At 74.5% G+C, this 23978-nt stretch carries 6 protein-coding genes; 2 read left to right on the top strand and 4 right to left on the bottom strand.

All coding sequences use genetic code 11. The features are described from left to right. Positions 1 to 712 precede the first annotated feature (712 nt). Positions 713 to 3568 (top strand): AAA family ATPase, encoded by a 2856-nt coding sequence (locus A8711_RS12420; protein WP_069088286.1) that lies wholly within the window; start codon positions 713 to 715, stop codon positions 3566 to 3568. A 513-nt stretch (positions 3569 to 4081) separates the two neighbouring features. Further along, positions 4082 to 6904: a LuxR family transcriptional regulator gene (locus A8711_RS33065; protein WP_043322809.1), complete on the top strand. Its 2823-nt coding sequence runs from the start codon at positions 4082 to 4084 to the stop codon at positions 6902 to 6904. 108 nt (positions 6905 to 7012) lie between these two features. On the opposite strand, the gene A8711_RS12410 is transcribed toward A8711_RS33065, so the two are convergent. The 4 genes from A8711_RS12410 to A8711_RS12395 all read right to left on the bottom strand — a co-directional run bounded on the left by A8711_RS12410 (position 7013) and on the right by A8711_RS12395 (position 23971). Next, positions 7013 to 7852 carry an ABC transporter permease gene (locus tag A8711_RS12410; protein WP_043322806.1) on the bottom strand — a complete coding sequence of 280 codons (840 nt, stop codon included), beginning with the start codon at positions 7850 to 7852 and terminating at the stop codon, positions 7013 to 7015. Continuing rightward, entirely contained in the window at positions 7849 to 8901 is a 1053-nt protein-coding gene (locus tag A8711_RS12405; RefSeq protein ID WP_030498869.1) for an ABC transporter ATP-binding protein, read from the bottom strand. The genes A8711_RS12410 and A8711_RS12405 overlap by 4 nt, the downstream gene beginning before the upstream one ends. An 87-nt stretch (positions 8902 to 8988) precedes the next feature. Continuing rightward, a complete protein-coding gene (locus A8711_RS12400; protein ID WP_069088285.1) occupies positions 8989 to 14448 on the bottom strand; it encodes a type I polyketide synthase in 5460 nt (1819 codons plus the stop codon). A 25-nt stretch (positions 14449 to 14473) separates the two neighbouring features. Continuing rightward, the gene (locus A8711_RS12395; RefSeq protein ID WP_069088284.1) at positions 14474 to 23971 is read right to left on the bottom strand and encodes a type I polyketide synthase; all 9498 of its coding nucleotides are present in this window, start codon (positions 23969 to 23971) and stop codon (positions 14474 to 14476) included. Positions 23972 to 23978: the final 7 nt, after the last annotated feature.

Raw genomic sequence — 23978 nt, 5'->3', positions numbered from 1 at the left:
TTCCGGCATCAATGCCTTACATCGCAACAATCGAGCGCCTCCGGCAATTGCCGGAGCCCCGACCGGACCCCACGGCCCCGCCCCGGGGGCGGACGACACCTCCACAGCAGCTTCCGGCACCACGCCCGCCCGCGCCGGGATCGGCACGGGCGGGGTCACGAACGCCGAGTTCAACGACGATGACGCCCAGCTCGACGCCTCCGCACGCCGCGACCGCGGCAGCCTCGAACCTTGCGGCGAGAGCGACCGGTAACGCCCGGACGTCGGATTAGCACGGAAGAGCCCATTCGCCAATCAGCAGGCGGGCCGAATAAGCGGAACCATCGGCTCAGGAGAGCGCTCTGTCACGGTACGGGACCAGCCGGCGACTTTCCGTCGCCACCCCCGGTCGGGTCACCCGAGACAAGTAACCCATGTTTGCCCATCCTTTACACAACTCGGCTTGCCGCCCAATTGCCCAACTGCCATACTCCCACCATCAAGCAGGTCGATAGGAAGTGTCGACCCCGAGAGAGCTGGGGAATTATCGCCGACGCACACGGGAACACGGCTCGCAGCAGCCAACCGGTCAAGTCGGTCGATGGCGCACCGGCAAGGCTCGACACCAGTCGATCCTTGCCGATAATGGAATGGGTCAAGAATTGCCGGTCTCCAATTTGGTCGAGCTGTCGGGCCGCACCGGGCACCCGGCCCTCCCCCGGAGGGGGCGGTGATGGAGCTGACCGAGCGTTCGAGCCAGCTCGGCCTGCTGGAGCGCCGACTCGCAGACCTGCTCCGCGGCGGCACCTCGCCGACCGACCGGCCGGTGACCGTGCTGACCGGCCCGGTCGGCTCCGGCAAGACCGCGCTCTCACAGGCCTTCGCCCGGCGCGCCTGCGACGCCGGAGCACGGGTCATCGGCGCGAGCGCCTCCCGCGCGGAGCGCAGCGTACCGCTGGAGGTCGTCCGGCAGCTCGTCCGCGCGGTGCCGTCGTGCGCCGCGGACGCCCCCGACATCCGGGCCCGCCTCGCCCGGCTGCTGGACGCGGGCGCCCTCGCATGGAGCGACGCCGATCCGGCGGACGCGGAGAACGCCCGGCTCACCGCCGCCATCGGGCGCGCCCTGCTCGAACTGACCTCGCGGGGGCCGCTGGTCATCGTGGTGGACGACATCCACCACGCGGACGTGCCGTCGCTGCGCTGTCTCGATTACGTGGCCCGGCGGCTCTCCGGCCTATCCGTGCTGATGGTCCTGACGGAGGCGCCACGCACCCGGCCGTGGCAGGCGGACGTGCACGCCGAGATGCTGCAACCGGCGAAGCTGCACCGCATCCGCCTGCCGCTGCTCACCGCCGAGGGGACGTTCCAGCTGCTCGCCCAGCGGCTCGACATCCCGCTCGCCCGCAGCATCGCCGAGGAGAGCCACCGGATCAGCGGCGGGAATCCGCTCCTGGTGCACGCGCTCGCCGATGACCAGGCAGCCGCGCCACGGTCCGCCGGCGCCCCGGCGGTCGGCGAGTCGTTCCGGGAGGCCGTGCTGAGCTGCCTGTACCGCTGCGACCGCCTGGTGCTCAACGCCGCCCGAGTGCTCGCCGTGACCGGCGAGCCGCTGCACGGCAGCCTGCTGCCGCATCTCGTCGACGCCCGGTTGCACCCCGCGCTGGGCGCTGTCGACAAGTCGACCAGCGCCGGGCTGATCGACGAACAGGGGTTGCGCCATCCGGCGGTGACCCAGGCCGTGATCGACGGGATGACCGCCGAGGAACGCGTACGGCTGCATCTGGGAGCAGCCCGCCTGCTGCACGACGACGGCGCGCCCCCGGCCCGCATCGCGCCGCACCTGGTGGACATCGGCGAGCTGGCCGAACCCTGGATGGCGCAGACCCTGCTGGACGCCGGCGAGCAGGCGCTGCTCGACGGCGAGGTGGAGACCGCCCTGCGGTACCTGCGCCGGGCGCACCGCAGTGGCGTCGGCGAGTGTCTGCGGGCGCGGATCCGCTCCGCGCTGGCGCGCGCCGAGTGGCGACTCGACCCGCAGGCCACGATCCCCCACCTGGTCAGCGTCGCCACCGCCATCCGGGCCGGGCACCTCGGCAGCCAACAGGCCGCCGGTCCCATCCAGTACCTCCTCTGGCACGGTGAGATCGACAAGGCCGTCGACCTGGTCAGGCACCTCAGCGAGCGGTCGGATCCCGCAGATCCGCAGTCCGTGGCCGAGCTGCTCATCATCACCGGCTGGATCTCGACGCTCTATCCCGGGGTCATGGTCGACCGGCCCGCGCCCGCCGTGGCCGCGCGGGATCCGCTCACGCTGGCCCGGGTCAAGCACGGGCTCAGCGGAGTCATCCTGCTGTCCGGCGTGCTGGCCCGGGGTGACGCGGGCGTGGTCGAGAAGGCCGAGCGGACACTGTCGACCACCGGGCCGGACGACGAACCGCACATGTGGAGGGTCATCTGCGCCCTCATCGCCATGATCTACGCCGACCAGCTCGACCTGGCCGACGACTGGTGCGACCGGCTGGACCGCCACCTCGCCACCCCGCACCACCCCACCCCCTCGGCCACGCTCACCGCCCTGCGGGCCGCCGTCGCCGGCCGGCTCGGCGACCTCCCCCGCGCCGGCAAGCTGGCCGACGAGGCACTGGGGCAGCTCTCGCCGAAAGGCTGGGGGGTGGTGATCGGGATACCTCTCGCCGTCCGGATACGGGCCCTGACCTATATGGACCAGCTCGACACGGCGGCCGCCTGCCTTCAGGTGCCGGTGCCGCCGGCGATCTTCGAGACCCCGCTCGGGCTGCACTACCTGCACGCCCGCGGGACGCACGCCCTCGCCGCGGGAAGCCCCGAGGCCGCGCTGGCCGACTTCCAGCTCTGCGGGCAGCTGATGCAGCGGTGGCAGCTGGACTTCTCGGGCCTGGTGCCGTGGCGCACCGAGTCGGCTCGGGCACTGCTCCGGATGGGCCGCCGTCAGCAGGCGCGCAAGCTGGTGCGCGACGAGTTGGCCCGGCTGCGGCCCGTCCATGTCCGGTACCGGGCCGCGGCCCTGCGGGTTCTGGCCGCGACCGAGGAGGGACAGGAACGGATCCCGCACCTGCGCAGCGCCGTACGGCTGCTGCGGCAGTGCGGCGACCGGATGGAACTGGCGCACAACCTTGCCGACCTCGGTCACGCCTACGAGCAGGCCGGCGACCGGCGGCAGGCCCGCGCCGCGACCCGGTCGGCCCGGGCTCTCGCGGAGGAGTGCGGCATCCCGACGTTGTGGCCCAGCGCCCTGTCCACCAGGGACGGCGCCACCGGCAGCCGGGCGGATGCGGCGGTCCTGGTCCAGGGCCTGACGGACACCGAATCCAGGATGGCCACCCTGGCCGCCCAGGGTCACACCAATCGTGAGATCGCCGAGAAGCTCTTCCTGACGGTCAGCGCGATCGAACAGCGGATGACGCGCATCTACCGGAAGCTGGACGTCAACTCGCGCGGCGAACTCGCCGGACGGCTGCGGTTCGACCGCTCCGGCACGACGGTGCTGGATCCGCTGACGCGGGGCACGGACCCCCCGGGCGGCCGTCCGTCCGGCCCTCGGCCGCGCTGATCCCGGTCGGGCTTCCGCACGGAACAGCCGACGGGCGTCACGCGACCGTCACCCTCGCCGACCGTCGCGAAGAGTTCGCTCACCACCACTGTGGGTATCATCGGCGTGCGCCGGGAATCGCGGTGTGGCACCATCGAGCCGTACGCCCCGGCACCAGCCGCTCACCGGCGTGTCGCCTCCCCCGGGCCGATCGGCTCCAACACCCATCACCCCGAACCGCGCAACCCCTAAATGCCTTCCGGGGCCCGCAGGTTTGGATGCGAAACGATGGGGTCTCACGCCCGTTGTCGCACCATCATGCCGGTGCCAGACTCGCCTCGACACGCGGACCGTACGGCGAGAAGACCGGTCCGACGAAGGATTTCAGGTCCACCCGGCGTGGCCGCCCGGCGCGCTCCACCCCTACCCGTCGAGACGCGGGCGGAGGGGCGGCTGTCTCCGGCAGGGGTGGCGGTGTCGGGCCGCACCGGCGTTTCCAGGCCCGCGCCGCGTACAAGGAGGGCTTACGCGCAGGTGTTGGTTCAGCAAGAGGAACAGATCACCCGTCTGCGGCGCGTGTTCCACGCGTGCGAAGAGCAGCAGCGCGGACACGTCGCGCTGGTCACCGGTGCCGTGGGCAGCGGCAAGACCAGTCTGCTGGAGTCGTTCGGCGAGTGGACGGCCGGCTCCCGCGGGCAGGTGATGAGCGCGACCGGCTCGCGGGCGGAGCGCGGTCTCCACCTGGGAGTCGTCGGGCAGCTGTTCCACAGTGCACGACTCGCCCCGGAGGCCGCCGCCCACGTCGGGAAGCTGCTGCGCGACGCCACCTCCGCGGTGCCGTTGCCCGAAGTCGGCGGCGAGGCGTCCGACGTAGACCGGGCCTGGGCACCCCTGCTGCACGGCCTCTTCACCACCCTGATCGACCTGACGGCCAACGGGCCCCTGGTCCTCCTCGTCGACGACGTGCACCACGCGGACCCGGCCTCGCTGCACTGCCTGCTCTACGTGACCCGGCGGCTGCGCCACGCCCGGATCATGGTCGTGTTCGCGGAGGCGTCGACGCTGCGCCCGCCGCACCAGCTGTTCCGCGCCGAGCTGCTCAGCCAGCCGCACTTCTCCCGGATCGGCCTGCCACCACTGACCGTCGACGCCGTCGCCCGGCTGGTCGAGGGCGCCGTCGACGACGCCGACACCCGCAGGACCGCGGAACACTACGTACGGATGACCGGAGGCAATCCACTGCTCACCCGGGCGCTGCTCGACGAACGGGCCGGTGGCGGGGGCAGCGACCACGACCTTCCGTCCGTCGGTGACGCGTTCGACCAGGCCGTCCTCGGGTGTCTCTACCGCCACGAGCCCGGGGTACGCCGGGTGGCCCAGGCGCTCGCCGTGCTCGACCGGCCCGCGTCGGCCGAACTGCTCGGCCACCTCCTCGACGTGATGCCCGCGACCACGGTCCCGGCGGTGCGGGTGTTGCGTACCTCGGGTCTGATGGAGTCCGACCAGCTACGCCACTCGCGTATCCTGCACTCGATCCTCGCTGACATGTCGGCCGACGAGCGGCGCGCCCTGCACCAGCGGGCCGCCGAGGTGCTGCACGACCGCGGCGCCGAGGCGAGCGTGGTAGCCGAGCACCTCGTGGCCGCCGGTGCGACGGTGGCCGGCTGGCGGGTGCCGGTGCTCCAGGACGCCGCCGGTCACGCGCTCTCGTCCGGCCGGCCCGACGTGGCGGCGGCCTGCCTGCGGCTGCTCGCCAGCGCGCCGGTGGACGAGCGGCAACGCACCGCCACCACCGAGATGCTGGTGAATGCCCGCTGGCAGCTCAACCCGTTGACGGTGAACGGGCAGCTGACGGAGCTGGTGCAGACGGCGCGCGCCGCCGGCTGGTCCACCGATGCGAGCCTCTCCGCGGTGCCGTACCTGCTCTGGCAGGGCCGCGTCGACGAGGCTGCCGAGGCCGTCAGCGGCTTCTCGGCGGACGAGGAGCAGGCTCCGGCCACCCCGCCCGGCCGCCTGCGGATCATGCAGCTTCTGGTCTCCCTCTCCCACCCGGACCACCTGGCGAGCGTACGGCAGACGCCGGCCACCTGGAGCCGCGCGGCCGGCGCCCCGACCACCGTCAGCCCGCTCCTGCAGGCGGTCACGGTGCTCGGCACCGCGCTGACGCCGACCGCCGACAACGACACGGCGCCGACCGCCGAGCAGATCCTGCAGCGCCACCACACGGACGACGGCGCCCTCGGCCTGCTGACCGCGCCCCTGCTGGCGCTGCTCTGGGCCGGCCGGTCGGACCGGGCCGTGGTCTGGGGCGACGTGCTGCTCGACCGGCCGGTGGTTCAGCACGCGCCGGGCTGGCGGGCGGTGATCCGGGCGATCCGGGCGGAGGCGGCCCTGCGCGTCGGCGATCTGCCCGGTGCCGAGCACCACGCCCGCGCGGCCCTGGAGGACATGCCAGCCCCCGCCTGGGGAGTGGCGATCGCCGGACCGCTGTCCACCCTGATCGCGTCCGCGACGGAGTCGGGCCGGTTCGCCGAGGCCGACCGGTGGCTGGCCCACCCGACCCCGCCCGGCATCTTCCGCACCCCGTTGGGCCTGCACTACCTGGCCGCACGCGGCCGGCACCACCTGGCCGTACGCCGGCCGCACGCCGCCACCACCGACCTGCGGCGCTGCGGCGAGCTTATGCGCACGTGGGGGATCGACGCGGCCGGACTGGTGCCGTGGCGGCTGGAGCTGGCCCGGGTGCAGCTCAGCGTCGGCAACAAGACGCAGGCCATGCAGCTCCTGCAGGAGCAACTGCGGGTGCCGCACGGGGTCGACGACCGGACCCGGGGCCGTACGCTGCGCCTGCTCGCCACCACCGCCGCCCAGGACCACCGGCGCAAGCTGCTCTCCGAAGCGGTCAACCTGCTCCAGTCCAGCGGCGACCGGTTGGAGCTCGTCCGCGCCCTCGGCGACACCGGTCAGACGCTGCAGCGCGCCGGAGACTCCGCCCGCGCCCGGCTGCTCGTCCGCCGCGCCTACCAGCTCGCGCAGGACTGCGGGGCGTCGGTGCTGGCTCAGCGGCTGATTCGCCGGGAGCCGGGCAGTGGACTGCCGGCGTACCCGGCCGCCGCCGAACTCCAGGAACCGGACGACGGGCTGAGCGACGCCGAGCGGCGCGTTGCCGCGCTGGCCGCACACGGCCACACCAACCGCCAGATCTCCAGCAAGCTCTTCATCACGGTGAGCACTGTCGAGCAGCACCTGACCCGGGTCTACCGCAAGCTCGACGTGAAGCGCCGGACCGACCTGCCGTCCCGGCTCGTCGTGTATGCCGAGACGCTGGCCGACGAGGCACAGAGCGCCACGTCCTGACGGCTGTCGCAGGGGCGCGGTGACCACCGGCCCCCTGCGACACGGGGCGAAAGCGAGGGCCCGAACCGCATCTGCGGTTCGGGCCCTCGGCGGATCGCGTCCGGGCGGTCAGTCCATGGCGCGGCGCATGAAGCCACGCATGCCGATCGCCGAGAACACCACGAAGACCCCGGTGAGGACACACATGCACAGCCAGAGCGGCAGCGACTCGACCCCCGGCGGGCCGACGAGCGACCGGGTCGCCTCGCTGATGTAGGTCAGCGGGTTCAGCGAACAGATCACCTGATACCAGCGCAGCGAGTCCAGGCCGAGCAGCGGGAACTGGGTGGCGCCGGTGAACATGATCGGGGTCATCACCACGGTGAACATGATCTGGATGTGCTGCGTGGGCACCAGGGTGCCGAAGGCGAGACCGACCGCCGCGCCGACCAGCGCGCCGATCGCCAACACCCCGACCACCTTGAGCACCACCGCCCAGGGCCAGGTGACGCCGAGCATGAGCATGCCGACCGGGATCAGCACCACACCGGCGATCAGGCCACGGATGCCCCCGAAAACGATCTTCTCCAGCGCCACCAGCGGGGTCGCCATGGGCGCCAGGAGGCGGTCCTCGATCTCCCGGGTGAAGGAGAAGTCCATCATCATCGGCAGCGCGGTGTTCTCCAGGCCGATCAGGAAGGCGTTCAGCGCGATGACGCCGGGCAGCAGCACGTTGGAGAAGTCGTCGCTGGCGTAGCCCAGGTCGCTGAGCACCTTGCCGAAGATCAGCAGCATGAACAGCGGCTGGATGAAGACCTGGAGCAGGAAGCCGATCAGCTCCCGGCCGGTGACGAACAGGTCCCGCGAGAGCACCGCGCGGAAGGTGGCGAGCTGGTCCAGCGCGCGCACCGGCGGCGGCGCCGCGGGCGGTGACGGCGCGGACGGGGGGGCGGGGGCGGTGACGCTCACCGAAGTTCCCTTCCGGTCAGGTGGATGAAGACATCTTCCAGACTGGGCTGGCCGATGTTGAGGTCACGAACCTCGCAACCCAGGTCGGCGAGGATCTTCATCGCCATCGGGATGGCGTTGGCCGGCTGACCGCTGGTGTAGACCCGGAAGGACAGGGGGGCGTCCGAGTCGGCGGGCGCGTCCGGGACCGGGGCGGGCATCGGCATCGCCGGCATGCCGGGAAACGCCGGCGCGGCGACGGGCACCTTGGCGGTCATCTTGAAGTGTTCCACCTGCTCCACGTCGGGGATCGCATCGAGCGCGGCCCGCACCTCCTCGGCGGAGGCGCCGGGGGTCACCACGAGGGTCAGGGTGCTGCTGCCCGGCAGCGTACGGGTCAGCGCGGACGGCGTGTCCATGGTGAGCAGCTTGCCGTGGTCGACGATGCCGACCCGGTCGCAGAGCTTCTCCGCCTCGTCCATGTCGTGCGTGGTGACCACCACTGTCACGCCGTCCCGTTTCAGCTCGGCGATCCGGTCGTGCACGAAGAGCCGGGACTGCGGGTCGAGGCCCGCCGACGGCTCGTCGAGGAAGAGCACCCGGGGCGAGTGCATCAGCGCGCGGGCGATCATCGTCCGCTGGGCGAGGCCGCCCGACAGGAAGTCGGTGCGGTGGTTCGCGAAGTCCTTGAGCCCCATCTGGTCCAGCAGCTCGTCCGCCCGCCGGATGCGCTGCGCCCGGGGCACCCGGTGGTAGGCCGCGTGGAACAGCAGGTTCTGCCGGACGGTCAGCGCCCGGTCCAGGTTCACCCGCTGCGGTACGACCGCCAGCAACTGCCGGGCGGCGGCGGGCGAGCCGATCACGTCCGCGCCGCACACCCGGGCCCGGCCCGAGGTGGCCCGCACCCGTGTGGTCAGCACCCCGATCGTCGTCGTCTTGCCCGCACCGTTCGGCCCGAGCAGGCCGAAGACCTCACCGGCGGCGACGGAGAAACTCAGCCCGTCCACCGCCGGTGGCATGTTGGGCTGGTACCGCTTGACCAGCTCCGTGACCACCACTGCCTCGTCCACGTCGTCATGCTCCGTCCTGGAACGTCGGTCCGATAGATGTATGTGTGCCGATAGGGGGCGCTAGGGGCACGCCAGGGGCGGAACCGGTCACAGACCCCGCGCGGCCAGCCAGCGCTGGACCGTGCCGGCGAGTTCCGGCCCCCGGTCGGCGACCATGCTGAAGTGGTCGCCGGCCGCGTCGACAGCCTCGTGCGGGTAGGGCCAGCGCGACCGCCAGCCGTCCGGTTCGCCGTCCCACTCCCCCAGCGGCTCGGTGGCCCGCACCAGCAGGGTCGCCGCCGCCATCTCGGTCGGCTGCCAGTCCAGGAACAGCGGCAGGTAGCCCGCCCACGCCGTCGTCCGCCAGTCGTCCATCGGCGTGTACGCGGTGTCCCGGTCGATCATCCCGTCGAGAAGCTGCGGCACCCACCCGCCGAGCACCTCGCTGTCGGCCGGGTAGGTGTCCATGAGCACCACCGCGTCCGGCGGGCGGCCCTGGCGTTCCAGCTCCCCGGCGAGCAGGTTGGCCACCATCGCACCACCGGAGTGACCGGCCACCACGAACGGGCCGGCACCGACGGTACGCAGCACCGTGTCGGCGTGCACCCGCAGCAGCGCGTCGAGGTCGGCGGGAAGCTCCTCGCCCACGCCGAACCCGGGGTTGGGCAGGGCCCACACGTCACGTACGCCCCGGAAGCCGGCGGCCAGCCGGGCGTACTCGTGCGCGCCGGAGAGCAGCGACATCGTGCAGCAGCACACCAACTGCGCCCGGGCGCCGCCCTCGGCCAGCCGGAGGATGCCGGCCGGGCGGGTGAGCTGCGCCGGCTCGCGGAAGCGGGGGCGGAACTGGGCGAGTTTGACCAGCAGTTCGGCATACCCGGCCGGGTCCTCGCGCGCCTTCGGCTGGTTGAACAACCCACCGAGCAGTCCGCCGCCGGCACTCTCCCCGGCAGGTCCACCGGCGTCGTCCGCGCCGAGGAGCTGGCCGAGCAGGTGAACGGCCAGCTCCGTAGGGGTGGGGTGGTCGAAGAGCAGGGTCGCCGACAGCTCCACCGCGGTCTCCTGGCGCAGCGCGTCGCGCAGTTCCAGTGCGGTCAGCGAGTCGAAGCCGAGTTCCAGGAAGTCCCGGTCGGCCTCGACCGCGTTGGGCGAGGCGTGCCCGAGGACGGTGGCCACCCGCGCCCGGACCAGGTCCAGCAGGATCCGGTGCCGGTCGCCGGCCGGAACGCCGGCCAGCCGCTCGCGCAGCGCGCGGGCGGGATCGGTCGCGGCGTCGCCGGCCCCCGGCTCCGCGCCGGCCGTCGCCTCGGGCACGCCGCGCAGTAGCGCGCTGGGCCGTACGGCGGTGAAGGCCGGCACGAACGCGGGCCAGTCGAGGTCGGCCACGGCCAGTTGGTCGTCGCCGCGGACCAGAGCCTGCCCCAGCGCGGACAGGGCCACGTCGGCGGGCAGCGGCCGGACCCCCCGGCGGCGCAACTGCGCCGCGTCGGTGATCTCGTCCGCCCAGGGCACCCACGCGACGACGGTGGCCGGGCGGCCGGCGGCACGCCAGCCCGCGGCCAGCGCCGCCAGCCCGGCGCCCACGGCGGCGGCGACCGCCGCTCCCCCGCTGCCCCAGACGGCGGCCGTCGAGGCGAAGACGACGAACTCGTCGACCGGCAGGCCGGCGCAGGCCCGGCCGAGCAGTTCCACGGCGGCGGTACGGGCGGCCACGGCGTCGGCCAGCTCGTGCGGGTCCAGCACCGCCACCGGGTCGCCGGCCCCGTCGGAGTCGGCGATGTGCAGGACGGTGCGGATCTCGCTGCCGGTGGCGGCCAGTCGGTCCAGCACCTCGGGCAGCCCGTCCAGGTCGCCGACGGCGGTGACTGTGACGTCCGGGCCGGGCGGGTCGGCATCCGCCACCGGCCCCACGAGGACGAGGTGCGACGCGCCGCGCTCGGCGAGCCAGCGCAGCAGGTGCGGGGTACGCACCTGCGCGGACCCGTGCACCAGGACCGCGCCGCGGGGCCGCCAGTCCGTATCGGTGGCGCCGGCCGGGGCCCGGCGGAGCCGCCGGGCATACACCCCGCCGGCGCGTACCGCCACCTGGTCCTCGTCGCCGCCGGACGCGACGACCCGGGCGAGCGCGGCGAGCGCGACGTCGTCCGGCTCCGCCGGCAGGTCGACCAGCCCGCCCCACACGCGCGGCTGCTCCAGCGCCAGCACCCGGCCCAGGCCCCAGAGGTACGCCCCGGCCACGCCGGGAGCGGCGTCGTGCGCGTCGACGGCCACCGCGCCCCGGGTCACGGTCCACATCGGCGTGCCGTTCCCCGCAGCGGCGAGGGCCCGCACCAGCGCGGCCGTCCCGGCGAGCGCGCCGGTTCCCGCGCCGGCCGCCGGGTCCTCCGCCGCCAGCAGCGAGACCACGACCGACCAGGTGCCGTCGGCGAGCGAGGCCCGGGCGACGGCGTCCAGGTCGTCTCCGACCGTGACCAGCGTCGGCTCCAGGCCCTCGGCGCGCAGCACGGTGAGCACCGCGGTGGCGTCGGTGCCGGCCCCGGCCACCAGCAGGCATCGGCCGGTCGGCGTGGTACGGGCCGGGGACAGGTCGACGCGTTCCCAGTCGGCGCGGTAGCGCAGCCCGTCCAGCTCCGATCCGCGACGCCGCCGGTCCCGGTAGGAGGCGAGGGCGGGCAGCACGTCGGCGAGCGCGTCCTGCCGGTCGGCGGGCAGGCCGAGCTCGGCGGCCAGCTCGGCCGGTCGTCCCTGCGCCACGGCCGCCCAGAACTCCTCGTCCTCTCCGGTCGCGGCGGGCGGGATGAGATCCACTGTGGGCGGGTCCGGCCAGAAACGCTCGCGGTGGAAGGCGTAGGTGGGCAGCTCGACGCGCGCGGCGTCGCTGCCGTCGAAGGGAGCCGCCCAGTCGACCCCGGCACCGCGCAGGTCGACCGCGGCCAGGGCGGCGAGCAGCGTGGTCGCCTCCGGCTGGTCCCGGCGGGCGAGCGGCACGAAGGCCGCCGGTTCCATGTCGGGCAGGCACTCCCGGGCCAGCACGGTCAGGGCGCTGTCGGGGCCGAGTTCCACGAAGGTTCCGACGCCGCCGGCGGCGAGGGTGGCGACGCCCGCGTGGAAACGGACGGTGTCCCGGACGTGGTCGACCCAGTAGCCCGGGTCCGTGGCCTGGGCGGCGGTGAGCGGCTCGCCGGTGCGGTCGGAGACGATCGGAAGGTTCGGCGGGTGCCACGCGACCTTCTCCGCGACGATCCGGAAGTCGGCCAGCATGGCGTCCATCCGGGCGGAGTGGAAGGCGTGGCTGACCCGCAGCCGACGGGACCGCCGGTCCTCGGCGGACAGCCGCCGCCCGGCCGCGAGCACGGCCTCCTCGTCGCCGGAGAGCACCACCGACCGGGGGCCGTTCACGGCGGCCAGGGACACCCGCTCGTCGAGCAGCGGGACCACCTCCGCCTCGGACGCCTGCACCGCCAGCATCGCCCCGCCGGGCGGCAACTGCTGCATGAGCCGGGCCCGGGCGGCCACCAGGGTCGCCGCGTCGGCCAGCGACAGCACCCCGGCGACGTGTGCCGCGGCCAGCTCGCCGACCGAGTGGCCGAGCAGGAACTGCGGGCGTAGCCCCCAGGCGGTGACCAGCCGGTATGCGGCGACCTCGTAGGCGAACAGCGCCGGCTGGGTGAACTCGGTACGGTCCAGCAGATCCGCGCCGGGCGAGTCGGCCTCGGCGAAGACCACCTCCCGCAGCGGCCGGCTCAAGTGCCGGTTCAGCTCCCCGGCCACCTCGTCGAAGGCGGCGGCGAAGACCGGGAACCGGCGGCACAGCTCGGCGCCCATGCCGAGGCGCTGGGCACCCTGCCCGGTGAAGAGGAACGCGACCTTGCCGGCCGGGCGGGCCACGCCTCGCACCACGCCGGGGGTGTCGCGCTCCTCGGCGACCGCGTGCAGGCCGGCCCGCAGCGCGTCGCGGTCCCCGCCGATCACCGCTGCCCGGTACGGCAGGGCCGCCCGGGTGGTGACCAGCGAGTACGCCACGTCGGCGGGGGTCAGATCGGGGTGATCGGCCAGATGCGCCAGCAGCCGCCGCGCCTGCCCGGCCAGGGCCGGTGCGGAGCGGGCCGAGACGATCCACGGTACCGGCGGGGCGGGCGTACCGGCCGGCCGGACGTCGTCGGTGTCCGTCGCGGCGGCCTGCTCGATGACGACGTGTGCGTTGGTGCCGCTGATGCCGAACGCGGAGACCGCGGCCCGGCGTGGCTGCCCGGTCTCCGGCCATGGCTGCGGGCCGGTCAGCAGGGACACCGCCCCGGCCGACCAGTCGACGTGCGGGGTGGGCTCGTCCACGTGCAGCGTGGGCGGCAGCACCCCGTGCCGCATCGCCAGCACCATCTTCATCACCCCGGCCACACCCGCCGCCGCCTGGGTGTGCCCGATGTTCGACTTCACCGAGCCGAGCCACAACGGCCGATCCGCGGACCGACCCTGCCCATACGTCGCGATCAGCGCCTGCGCCTCGATCGGATCACCCAACGTGGTGCCCGTACCGTGCGCCTCGACGACATCGACCTGGTCGGCACCCAGCCCCGCGTTCGCCAGAGCCTGCCGGATCACCCGGCGCTGCGACGGGCCGTTCGGAGCGGTCAGCCCGCTGCTCGCACCGTCCTGGTTGACGGCGCTGCCGCGCAGCACGGCGAGGACCGGGTGGCCGTTGCGGCGGGCGTCGGAGAGCCGCTCGACGAGCAGCATGCCGGCCCCCTCGGACCAGCCGGTGCCGTCGGCGGCGGCGGCGAACGACTTGCACCGGCCGTCGGTGGACAGGCCCCGCTGCCGGGAGAACTCCACGAAGACGGTCGGGGTGGCCATCACCGACACCCCGCCGACCAGCGCCATCGTGCATTCGCCCAGCCGCAGCGCCTGGCAGGCGAGGTGCAGCGCGACCAGCGACGAGCTGCACGCGGTGTCCACGGTGACCGCCGGCCCCTCCAGCCCGAGAGCGTAGGAGATCCGGCCGCTCGCCACGGCTGCGGCGCTGCCGGTGCCGAGGTAGCCCTCGACGCCGCCGGTGACCCCGGTGAGCAGGGCCGCGTAGTCACCCTGGCTGCTGGTGGCCGCGTAGACACCGGTGGGCGCGCCGCGCAGCCGGGTGGGGTCGATGCCGGCCCGCTCGAACGCCTCCCAGGCGGTCTCCAGCAGCAGCCGCTGCTGCGGGTCCATGGCGAGGGCCTCGCGGGGACTGATGCCGAAGAACGCCGGGTCGAAGTCCCCGGCGGAGTAGAGGAACCCGCCCTCACGCACGTACGACGTGCCCCGGCTGTCGGGGTCGGGGTCCGGGTCGTAGAGCGCGCCCAGGTTCCAGCCCCGGTCGTCCGGGAACGCCGACATCGCGTCGCCGCCGGCGGCCACCAGGTCCCACAGTTGCTCGGGTGACCCGACACCGCCGGGGAACCGGCAGCTCATGCCGATGATCGCCACCGGTTCGCTGAGCGCGGCGGTGAGCTGCTGGTTCTGCTGCTTGAGCTTCTGGTTGTCGAGCAGGGACGCACGCAGCGCGCCGACGACCTCGTCCAGGGAAACATTCATCGGGCGCTCCTCAGGGCCGGCCGGGTCACGAGTCGGAGCCTTCCAGGGCCATCCGGACCAGGCCGGCGACGTCGAGTTCGCGGATCTGGGTCTCGGGTGCGGACGGCGTGACCGGGGCAGCGGACGCCACGGCCGGCGTGCCGGCACTCGTACGGGCCAGCTGGAGCAGCTGGTCGAGCAGGCCCGCCTGCCGCAGCTCGTCGAGCGGGATCGCGGCGAGGGCCCGGCGCACGGACTCCTCGTCGCCGCCGTCGCCGTCGTCCCCCGCAGCGCCCGCGAAGAGCTGCTCGTACAGGTGGCCGGCCAGGCCGTCCGGGGTGGGGTAGTCGAAGACGACGGTGGTGGGCAGGTCGTGCCCGGTCGCCGCGGTGAGCAGGTTGCGCAGTTCCACGGCGGTGAGCGAGTCGAAGCCGAGGTCCAGGAAGCCCCGGTCGGTCTCGATCGCGTCGGCGGAGGGGTGGCCGAGCACCTTCGCCGCGTCGACCCGCACCATCTCCAGCAGTGCGGCCCGCCGCTCGTCGTCCGGCAGCGCCCGCAGCCCGGCGAGCAGGTCCCGGGCGCCGGGCGCGACCGCCTCCGGCGCCTCGGCGGGGGCGGCGGCCAGCCCGCGTACGGCCGGCAGGTCGGCCAGCAGCGGACTGGGCCGCAGCGAGGTGAACAGCGGCTGGAAGGTGGCCCAGTCGACGTCGGCGACGGTGACGCAGCTGTCGCCGACCGCCAGGGCGTGCCGCAGCCCGGCCATCGCCACGCCGGGCGGCATCACCTGGAGGCCGCGGCGGCGCAGTTGCTCCGCCGCACCCTCGGTGTACATGCCCGACTCGGTCCACGGTCCCCAGGCGATGGAGGTGGCCGCCCGGCCCTGGCCGCGTCGCCGCTCGGCGAGCGCGTCCAGGTAGGCGTTACCGGCCGCGTACGCGCCCTGTCCGCCGCTGCCCCACACCGCCGAGATGGACGAGAAGAGCACGAACGCGTCCAGTTCGGCGTCGCCGAGCAGCTCGTCGAGGTGTTCGGCGCCGCAGACCTTCGGGGCGATGACGTACGCCAGGTCCTCCAGGGTGGTGTCGGCCAGCGGCACCACCTCGCTGACCCCCGCGGCGTGCACCACCGCGCGCAGCGGCGGCCCCTCCCGCCGGAGATCGGCCAGGAGGTCGGTGACGGCGGCGCGGTCGGCGGCGTCGCAGCGGACCACCCGGCAGTCCACGCCGAGCCCGGCCAGCTCGGAGATCAGCTCGGCGGCGCCCGGGGTGCCGGTCCCCCGCCGGCTGGTCAGCACCACCCGTTGCGCGCCCTCGGCGGCCACCCAGCGGGCCACGTGCCCACCGAGCGCACCGGCGCCGCCGGTGATCAGCACCGTGCCCCGGGGCTGCCACGGCGTGAGTTCCCCGTCGGTGGTGGTGGCCGGTACGAGCCGCCGCACCAGCACCCCGGACTCGCGGACGGCGAGCTGGTCCTCCACGCCGCCGCCGGTGAGGATGCCGCCGAGACGCATCGCCGTCCACGGCTCCAGGTCAGTGGGCAGGTCGACCAGGCCGGCCCAGCGGGCGGGCTGCTCCAGCGCGGCCACCCGGCCCAGGCCCCACAGCATCGCCTGCCGCGGGTTGGCCGGGGCGTCGTTGTCGCCGAGGCCGACGGCGCCCTGGGTGACGCACCAGAGCCGGACCGAGGCGTCGAGGTCGACGAGCTGCTGGAGCAGGTGCACGGTCGCGGCGAGGCCGCGCGGCAGCGCCGGGTGCTCGGCGTGCGGGGCGTCGTCCAGGCCGAGGAAGGACAGGATCGACAGCGGCCCGTCGCCCGCGCCGAGCGCCTCGGTGAGCACGTCGGCGAACCCGCCGCACAGCTCCTCGGAGTCGGCGGCGGTGTCCACGGGCACGATGCTCACCTCGGCGCCCAGGGCCCAGGTGCAGGAGTGCAGGTCGGGGTCGTCGGCCCGGTCGGCGGGCAGCAGCACCAGCCACCGGCCGGGGTCCTGCTCCTGCGAGGTCTCCGCGATGGGCTCCCAGACCGCCCGGTAGCGGGTGCCGTCGACCAGGGCCTGCTCCCGGCCGCGCCGGCGCCACGCCGACAGGGCGGGCAGCACGGTGCCGAACGGCTGGTCGCGGTGCACGTCGAGGTCGCGGGCCAGCGACTCCAGGTCCTCGGCCTCGACCGCGGCCCAGAAGCGGCGCTCGACCTCGGTGGCCTCGTCGGCGGCCACGAGGGCGGCCCACGGCGGCGGCTCCGGCCAGTAGCGCTGCCGGTCGAACGCGTAGGTGGGCAGCTCGACCCGCTGGGCGCCGGTACCGGCGTAGACGGCGGACCAGTCCGGGGAGACGCCGTGGGTGTGCAGCGCGGCGAGCGCGCGCAGCAGGGTGCTCGGCTCGGCGCGGTCCCGGCGCAGGGCGGGCACCACCAGTGGGGCCCGGCCGCCGGCCGGGGCCTCGGCCAGGACGGCCTGGGCGAGGGCGGTGAGCACCCCGTCCGGGCCGATCTCGACGTAGCCGGTGACGTTGCGCTCGCGCAGTGCCACGACGGCGTCGGCGAAGCGTACCGCCTCGCGGGCGTGGCGCACCCAGTAGCCGGGCGCGCCGATCTCCGCCGCGTCGACCGGCGCGCCGGTGACGGTGGAGACCATCGGGATGCTCGGAGCCGCGTACCGTAGCCGTCCGGCGACGGCGGCGAGGTCGTCGAGCACCGGATCCATCAGCGGACTGTGGAACGCGTGGCTGACCGCCAGGCGCCGGACCCGGACACCCCGGGCGGCCCACTGGGCGGCCAGTTCCTCGACGGCGTCGCCGGCCCCGGAGACCACGACCGCGGCGGGGCCGTTGACGGCCGCGACGGAGACCCGGTCGGCCCGCTCACCGAGCGTGGCGGTCACCTCGGCCTCGGTGGCGGCGACGGCGAGCATCGCGCCCCCGGCCGGCAGCGCCTGCATCAGCCGGCCCCGGGCGGCGACCAGCTCGGCGGCGTCGGCCAGGGAGAGCACACCGGCGGCGTGGGCGGCCGCGATCTCGCCGATCGAGTGCCCGGCGACGGCGTCGGGGCGGACCCCCCACGCCTCGAACAGCCGGAACAGCGCCACCTCCACGGCGAACAGCGCCGGCTGGGTGAATTCGGTGCGGTCCAGCGCCTCGGCCTCATGCGTGCCGGGCTCGGCGAAGAGCAGTGGCCTGAGCGGGCGGGGCAGGTGCGCGTCGAGGGCGGCGCAGGCCTCGTCCAGGGCGGCGGCGAAGACGGGGAACGCCTCGGCCAGCTCGCGACCCATCCCGGCCCGCTGGGCGCCCTGTCCCGAGAACAGGTACGCCACCTTCGGCCGGGGCACCGCCACGCCGGTGACCACCAGCGGCGCGTCCTCGCCGGCGCCGAGGGCGCGCAGCCCGGCGCCCAGCGCGATCCGGTCGGTGGCCAGCACGACGGCCCGGTGTTCCAGGGCGGCCCGGGCGACGGCCGACGACCAGCCGACGTCGACCGTACGTGGCGCCTCCAGCCCGGTGAGCTGCTCGGACCAGCGCTGCGCCTGGGCGGCCAGCGCGAGCCCCGAACGGCCCGACAGCAGCACCGGCACCACCGGCAGCCGCGCCGGGTCACCGGTCGGCTGCTCGGCTTCGACCGGCTCCGGGGCCTGCTCCAGGATGGTGTGCGCGTTGGTGCCGCTGATGCCGAACGAGGAGACGGCGGCGCGGCGCGGGTGGTCGGTGACCGGCCAGGGGCGGCCCTCGCGGAGCAGTTCGACCGCACCGACGCTCCAGTCCACCTGGTCGGTCGGCTCGTCCACGTGCAGGGTCTGCGGCAGGTAGCCGTGCCGCAGCGCCAGCACCATCTTGATGATCCCGGCGACACCGGCGGCGGCCTGGGTGTGACCGATGTTCGACTTGATCGAGCCGAGCCAGAGCGGCTGCTCGGCGGGCCGCTCCCGGCCGTACGTGGCGAGCAGGGCCTGCGCCTCGATCGGGTCGCCGAGCTTCGTGCCGGTGCCGTGCGCCTCGACGGCGTCCACGTCGGCCGGGGCGAGGCCGGCGTTGGCGAGCGCCTGCCGGATCACCCGCTGCTGCGACGGCCCGTTCGGGGCGGTGAGGCCGTTGGAAGCGCCGTCCTGGTTGACGGCGCTGCCCCGGATGACCGCGAGCACCGGGTGACCGTTGCGGCGGGCGTCGGAGAGCCGCTCGACGAGCAGCAGGCCGAGGCCCTCGCCCCAGCCGGTGCCGTCGGCGGCGGAGGCGAACGCCTTGACCCGGCTGTCCGGGGCGAGGCCCCGCTGCCGGCTGAAGCCGACGAACACCCCGGGGGTGGACATGACGGTGACGCCGCCGACCAGGGCGAGTGAGCACTCCGAGCGGCGCAGCGCCTGGCAGGCCCAGTGCAGCGCGACCAGCGACGACGAGCAGGCGGTGTCGACCGAGACGGCGGGCCCCTCCAGCCCGAGGGTGTACGACACCCGGCCCGACAGGACGCTGCCGGCGTTGCCGGTCATCAGGTGCCCCTCGGCGCCCTCGGCGCTGAACATCAGGTTGCGGTAGTCCTGGTAGTTGGTGCCGACGAATACGCCGGTGGCGCTGCCGCGCAGCGTGTGCGGGTCGATCCCGGCCCGCTCGACCGCCTCCCAGGACGCCTCCAGCAGCAGCCGCTGCTGCGGGTCCATGGCGAGGGCCTCGCGGGGGCTGATGCCGAAGAAGCCGGCGTCGAAGTCGGTGGCGCCGGTGACGAAGCCGCCCTCACGGGCGTAGCTGGTGCCCTCCTTCTCCGGGTCGGAGTCGAAGAGCCGGTCCAGGTCCCAGCCCCGGTCGGTGGGGAACTCCCCGATGGCGTCGCCGCCGGCGGCGAGGAGCTGCCACAGTTGCTCCGGGGTGTCCGCCCCACCGGGCAGGCGGCAGCTCATCGCCACGATGGCGATCGGGTCGTCGTCCTCGGCCGCGGCGGTCGGGGCGGGGGTGGTCGCGTCGGGGACGATCCCGGTGAGCAGTTCGCCGAGGTGCGCGGCGAGCACCGTCGGGTTCGGATAGTCGAAGGCGAGCGTCGCGGGCAGCCGCAGGTCGGTGGCGGCGGCCAGGAAGTTGCGCATGTCGACTGCCGTCAGCGAATCCAGGCCGAGGTCGCGGAAGGGCTGGGTGGCCGGGATGTCGTCGGCGGCGCCGTAGCCGAGGGCCGTCGCCGCGCACTGCCGCACCAGCTCCAGCAGTGTCGCGGTGCGCTCCCCCGGCGCGAGCGCGGCGAGCCGCCGGGCGAGGGCCGACGGTACGCCCGTCTCCTCCTCGGCGGCCTCCTGCTGCCCGGCCGGCTGCGTCGCCTCCTGGGCCTCGGCGAGGTCGCCGATCAGCGGGCTGGGCCGTACCAGGGTGAACGCGGGGGCGAAACGGGCCCAGTCGATGTCGGCGACGACTGTGGTGGGCTCGTCGCGGCGCAGCGCCCGGGCGAGGGCCTCGACGGCCAGTTCCGGGTCCATGCCGATCATGCCGCCCCGGCGCAGCCGTTCCTGGGCGCGTTCGTTCTCGGCGGGCAGGCCGGCCCCGCGCCAGGCGCCCCAGGCCACCGAGAGGGCCGGCAGTCCCTCGGCCCGGCGCCGCTCGGCGAGGGCGTCGAGGAAGGCGTTGGCCGCCCCGTACGCGCCCTGCCCGGCGTTGCCGGTGGTTCCGGCCACCGAGGAGAAGAGCACGAAGGCGTCCAGGTCGAGGTCGCGGGTCAGCTCGTCCAGGTGCAGCGCGGCGACGCACTTCGACGCGGCGACGGTGTGCAGGCGCTGCGCGGTGACGGTGTCGACGATGCCGTCGTCGAGGACGGCGGCGGTGTGCAGCACGGCGCTCAGCGGGGCGTCGGCGGGGACGGCGGCGAGCAGGTCGGCCACCTGTGCCCGGTCGGCGACGTCGCAGCGGGCCACTGTGACCCGTACGCCGAGACCGGTCAGCTCCGCCTCCAGCTCGGCGGCGCCCGGGGCGTCCGGGCCGCGCCGGCTGGCCAGCAGGACGTGCGCGGCGCCGGAGCGGCCCGCCCAGCGGGCCAGATGCCCGCCCAGTCCGCCGGTGCCACCGGTGATCAGCACGGTGCCGTGCATCCGCCGGGTGTCGTCCGCGTCGCCGGAGTCGACCGGCTCGGGTTCGGTGATCCGGGTGAGGCGGCGGACGAAGACGCCGGAGGCGCGGACGGCGAGCTGGTCCTCGCCCCGGCCGGACTGCTCCGCGCCGTCGTCGCCGAAGGCGTCTTCGCCACCGCTGGCGCCGAGCGCCGCGCAGAGCAGCGCGCCGGCCTGCGCGTCGAGCACGTCGGGCAGGTCGAGCAGGCCGCCCCAGCGGGCGGGGTGTTCCAGGGCGACGGCGCGGCCGAGCCCCCAGACGGAGGCGGCGGCGGGGCGCGGCGCCGGGTCGTCGGCGCAGGCCACGACGGCTCCCCGGGTGGCGCACCACAGCGGCGCCTCGACGCCGAGCAGCCCGAGCGCCTGCACCAGCAGGGCGGTGCCCGAGACGGCCAGCGAGGTGGCCGGGTGCTCCGGGTGCGCCCGCTCGTCCAGACCCAGCAGCGAGAGCACGGCGACGGGTCCGTCCGGGCCGGTGAGCGCGGCGCTCAGCCGCTCGGCCAGCGCCGCCGGGTCGTGTGTGACGTCCAACTCCACCGGGACGACGTCCGCGCCGAAGTTGCCGAGGGCCGACAGCACGTCGGTGACCAGCGGGTCGTCGCCCAGCGCCGCGGGCACCGGCACGAGCCAGGTGCCGGCGAGCCAGGTCAGCGGCAGGTCGGGCAGGGCCCGCCAGGTGACCCGGTAGCGCCAGCGGTCGATGTCCGGGGCGGCGTCGGCCGCGGTGAGGAAGAGCGGCGGCGCGGGCCAGTACCGGTGGTGGTCGAAGGCGTACGTGGGCAGGTCGACGGTGGCCACGGCGGGCAGCACCCTCGTCAGGTCGACGGGCAGGCCGACGGCGTACGCGGCGGCGAGGTTGGTCAGCAGCCGGGTCGCGTCGTCGTCACCACGACGCAGACTGCCGATGGTGTGCCCGCTCACACCGGCGTCGTCGAGGATCGCGGTGACCGGCATCGTCAGCACCGGGTGCGGGCTGATCTCGACGAACGTGGTGTGCCCGGCAGCAACAGCCGTCCGCACGGCCGCGTCGAAGAGCACAGTCTGCCGCAGGTTGTCGTACCAGTAGTCAGCGGTCATCACCGCCGGATCCACCCAGTCCCCGGTGAGAGTGGACACGAGCCGGGTGTGACCGGCCCGCGGACCGACACCGGCCAGGTCCGCCCGAAGCTGCTCGGCGACCTCCTGCACCGCGGGCGAATGCGACGCGTAGTCCACGGGGATCAGCCGGGCACGAACACCCTCGGCCCCGCACGCCTGGACAAGGCCGGCGACGTGCTCCGGCGGACCCGACACCACGACGGTGGACGGGCCGTTGACCGCCGCGACCCCGACACCCGGAAACGCCGGCAGCCGCTCGGCCACCGCCTCGGCCGACAGGTCCACCGACGCCATCGTCCCGGTACCCCGCAGCACCGCCAGCGCACGCGACCGCAACGCCACCGTCCGCGCCGCGTCCTCCAGGCTCAGAATGCCCGCCACACACGCCGCGCCGATCTCACCCTGCGAGTGACCGATCACCGCGTCCGGAACCACACCCGCCGCACGCCACACCGCTGCCAGAGCGACACCGACGGCCCACAGCACCGGCTGCACCACCTCGACCCGGTCCAGCCACGACTCGTCCTCGCCCGTGAGCACCGACACGAGATCCACATCGAGATACGGCGCCAACGCCCGCCGGCACTCCGCCAGACACTCGTCGAACACCGGCGTACGACCCACCAGCCCCGCCGCCATCCGCGCCGACTGCGCGCCCTGACCCGGAAACACGAAGACCGGACCCGCACCCGGACTCGACGCCACCCCCGTGACCACGTTCCCCGCCGGCTGACCGGCAGCGAAGGCATCCAGCCCGGCAAGCAACCCCTCGACGGACGACCCGACGACAACGACGCGATGATCGAACGCCGACCGGGTAGCCGCCAACGACCAGCCCACCTCCACCGGATCGATCCCACCCCGCTCACGCACGTGCCGCGCAAGCCGGGCAACCTGACCGGCCAACGCCGTCCCCGACCGCGCCGACACCGGCCAGGCCACCACATCCGAAGCGACCAACCCCGCCCCACGCCCACCCGCATCCGACTCGACCGGCTCAGCCGACTGCTCGATGATCACGTGAGCGTTGGTGCCGGAGATGCCGAACGAGGAGACGGCGCCCCGGCGTACCCGGCCCGTCTCCGGCCACGGGCGGGCCTGCGTCACCAGTTCCACCGCGCCGGCCGTCCAGTCGACGTGCGGCGACGGCGCGTCGACGTGCAGCGTCGCCGGCACGAGGCCGTGCCGGATGGCGAGCACCAGCTTGATCACGCCGGCCACGCCCGCGGCGGCCTGGGCATGGCCGATGTTCGACTTCACCGAGCCGAGCAGCAGTGGCGGTGCCTCGTCACGGTCCTGCCCGTACGTGGCGATGAGCGCCTGCGCCTCGATCGGGTCGCCCAGCCTGGTGCCGGTGCCGTGCGCCTCCACCACGTCGACGTCGGCGGTGGAGAGCCGGGCGGAGGTGAGTGCCTGGCTGATGACCCGCTGCTGGGCCGGCCCGTTGGGCGCGGTCAGCCCGTTCGACGCGCCGTCCTGGTTGACGGCGGTGCCGCGGACCACAGCCAGGACGCGGTGGCCGTTGCGGCGGGCGTCCGACAGCCGCTCGACCAGCAGCCAGCCGACCCCCTCGGAGAACCCGGCACCGTCGGCGGCGGCGGCGAACGACCGGCAGCGCCCGTCGGTGGAGAGTGCGCGCTGCCGGCTGGATCCGATGTAGAGGCCCGGGGTGGCCATCACGGTCACCCCGCCGGCCAGCGCCAGGTCGCACTCCCCCGCCCGCAGCGCCTGCACGGCGAGGTGCAGCGCCACCAGCGACGACGAGCAGGCCGTGTCGATGGATACGGCCGGTCCTTCGAGCCCGAGGGCGTACGACACCCGGCCCGACGCGACGGCCGCCGCGCCCCCGGTCATCGAGTGCCCTTCGTCGCCGTCGGGCGACATCATCAGCAGGGTGCCGTAGTCCTGCCCGTTGGTGCCGACGAACACCCCGGTCCGGCTGCCGCGCAGCGAGGCGGGGTCGATGCCGGCGGCCTCTACCGCCTCCCAGGAGGTCTCCAGCAGCAGCCGCTGCTGGGGGTCCATGGTCAGCGCCTCGCGCGGCGAGATGCCGAAGAAGGCGGAGTCGAAGTCGCCGGCCCCGTCGACGAACCCGCCCTCCCGGGCGTACGAGGTGCCCGGGTGGTCGGGGTCGGGGTGGTAGAGGCGCTCCAGGTCCCAGCCCCGGTCGTCGGGGAAGGGCGCGACGGCGTCCCGGCCGTCCCGCAACAGCTCCCACAGGTCGTCGGGGTTGCGCACCCCGCCCGGCAACCGGCAGCTCATCGCCACGATCGCCACCGGCTCCAGTTCCTGGGACTGGGCCTCGCTGAGTCGGCGGCGGGTGTCGTGGAGATCAGCCATGACCCGCTTGAGGTAGTCGCGGAGCTTGTCTTCGTTGGCCATCGGAGTG

Origin of the sequence: Micromonospora sp. II, from assembly GCF_001709195.1 — a bacterium.
GTDB classification, from domain to species: domain Bacteria; phylum Actinomycetota; class Actinomycetes; order Mycobacteriales; family Micromonosporaceae; genus Micromonospora; species Micromonospora chalcea.
This window is presented reverse-complemented; position numbering and strand designations above follow the sequence as displayed.

Bases quoted from the DNA above. Each gene is read 5' to 3' on its own strand.
- A8711_RS12420 (WP_069088286.1), top strand. From the start codon at position 713: ATGGAGCTGACCGAGCGTTCGAGCCAGCTCGGCCTGCTGGAGCGCCGA.
- A8711_RS12400 (WP_069088285.1), bottom strand. From the start codon at position 14,448: ATGAATGTTTCCCTGGACGAGGTCGTCGGCGCGCTGCGTGCGTCCCTG.
- A8711_RS12395 (WP_069088284.1), bottom strand. From the start codon at position 23,971: ATGGCCAACGAAGACAAGCTCCGCGACTACCTCAAGCGGGTCATGGCT.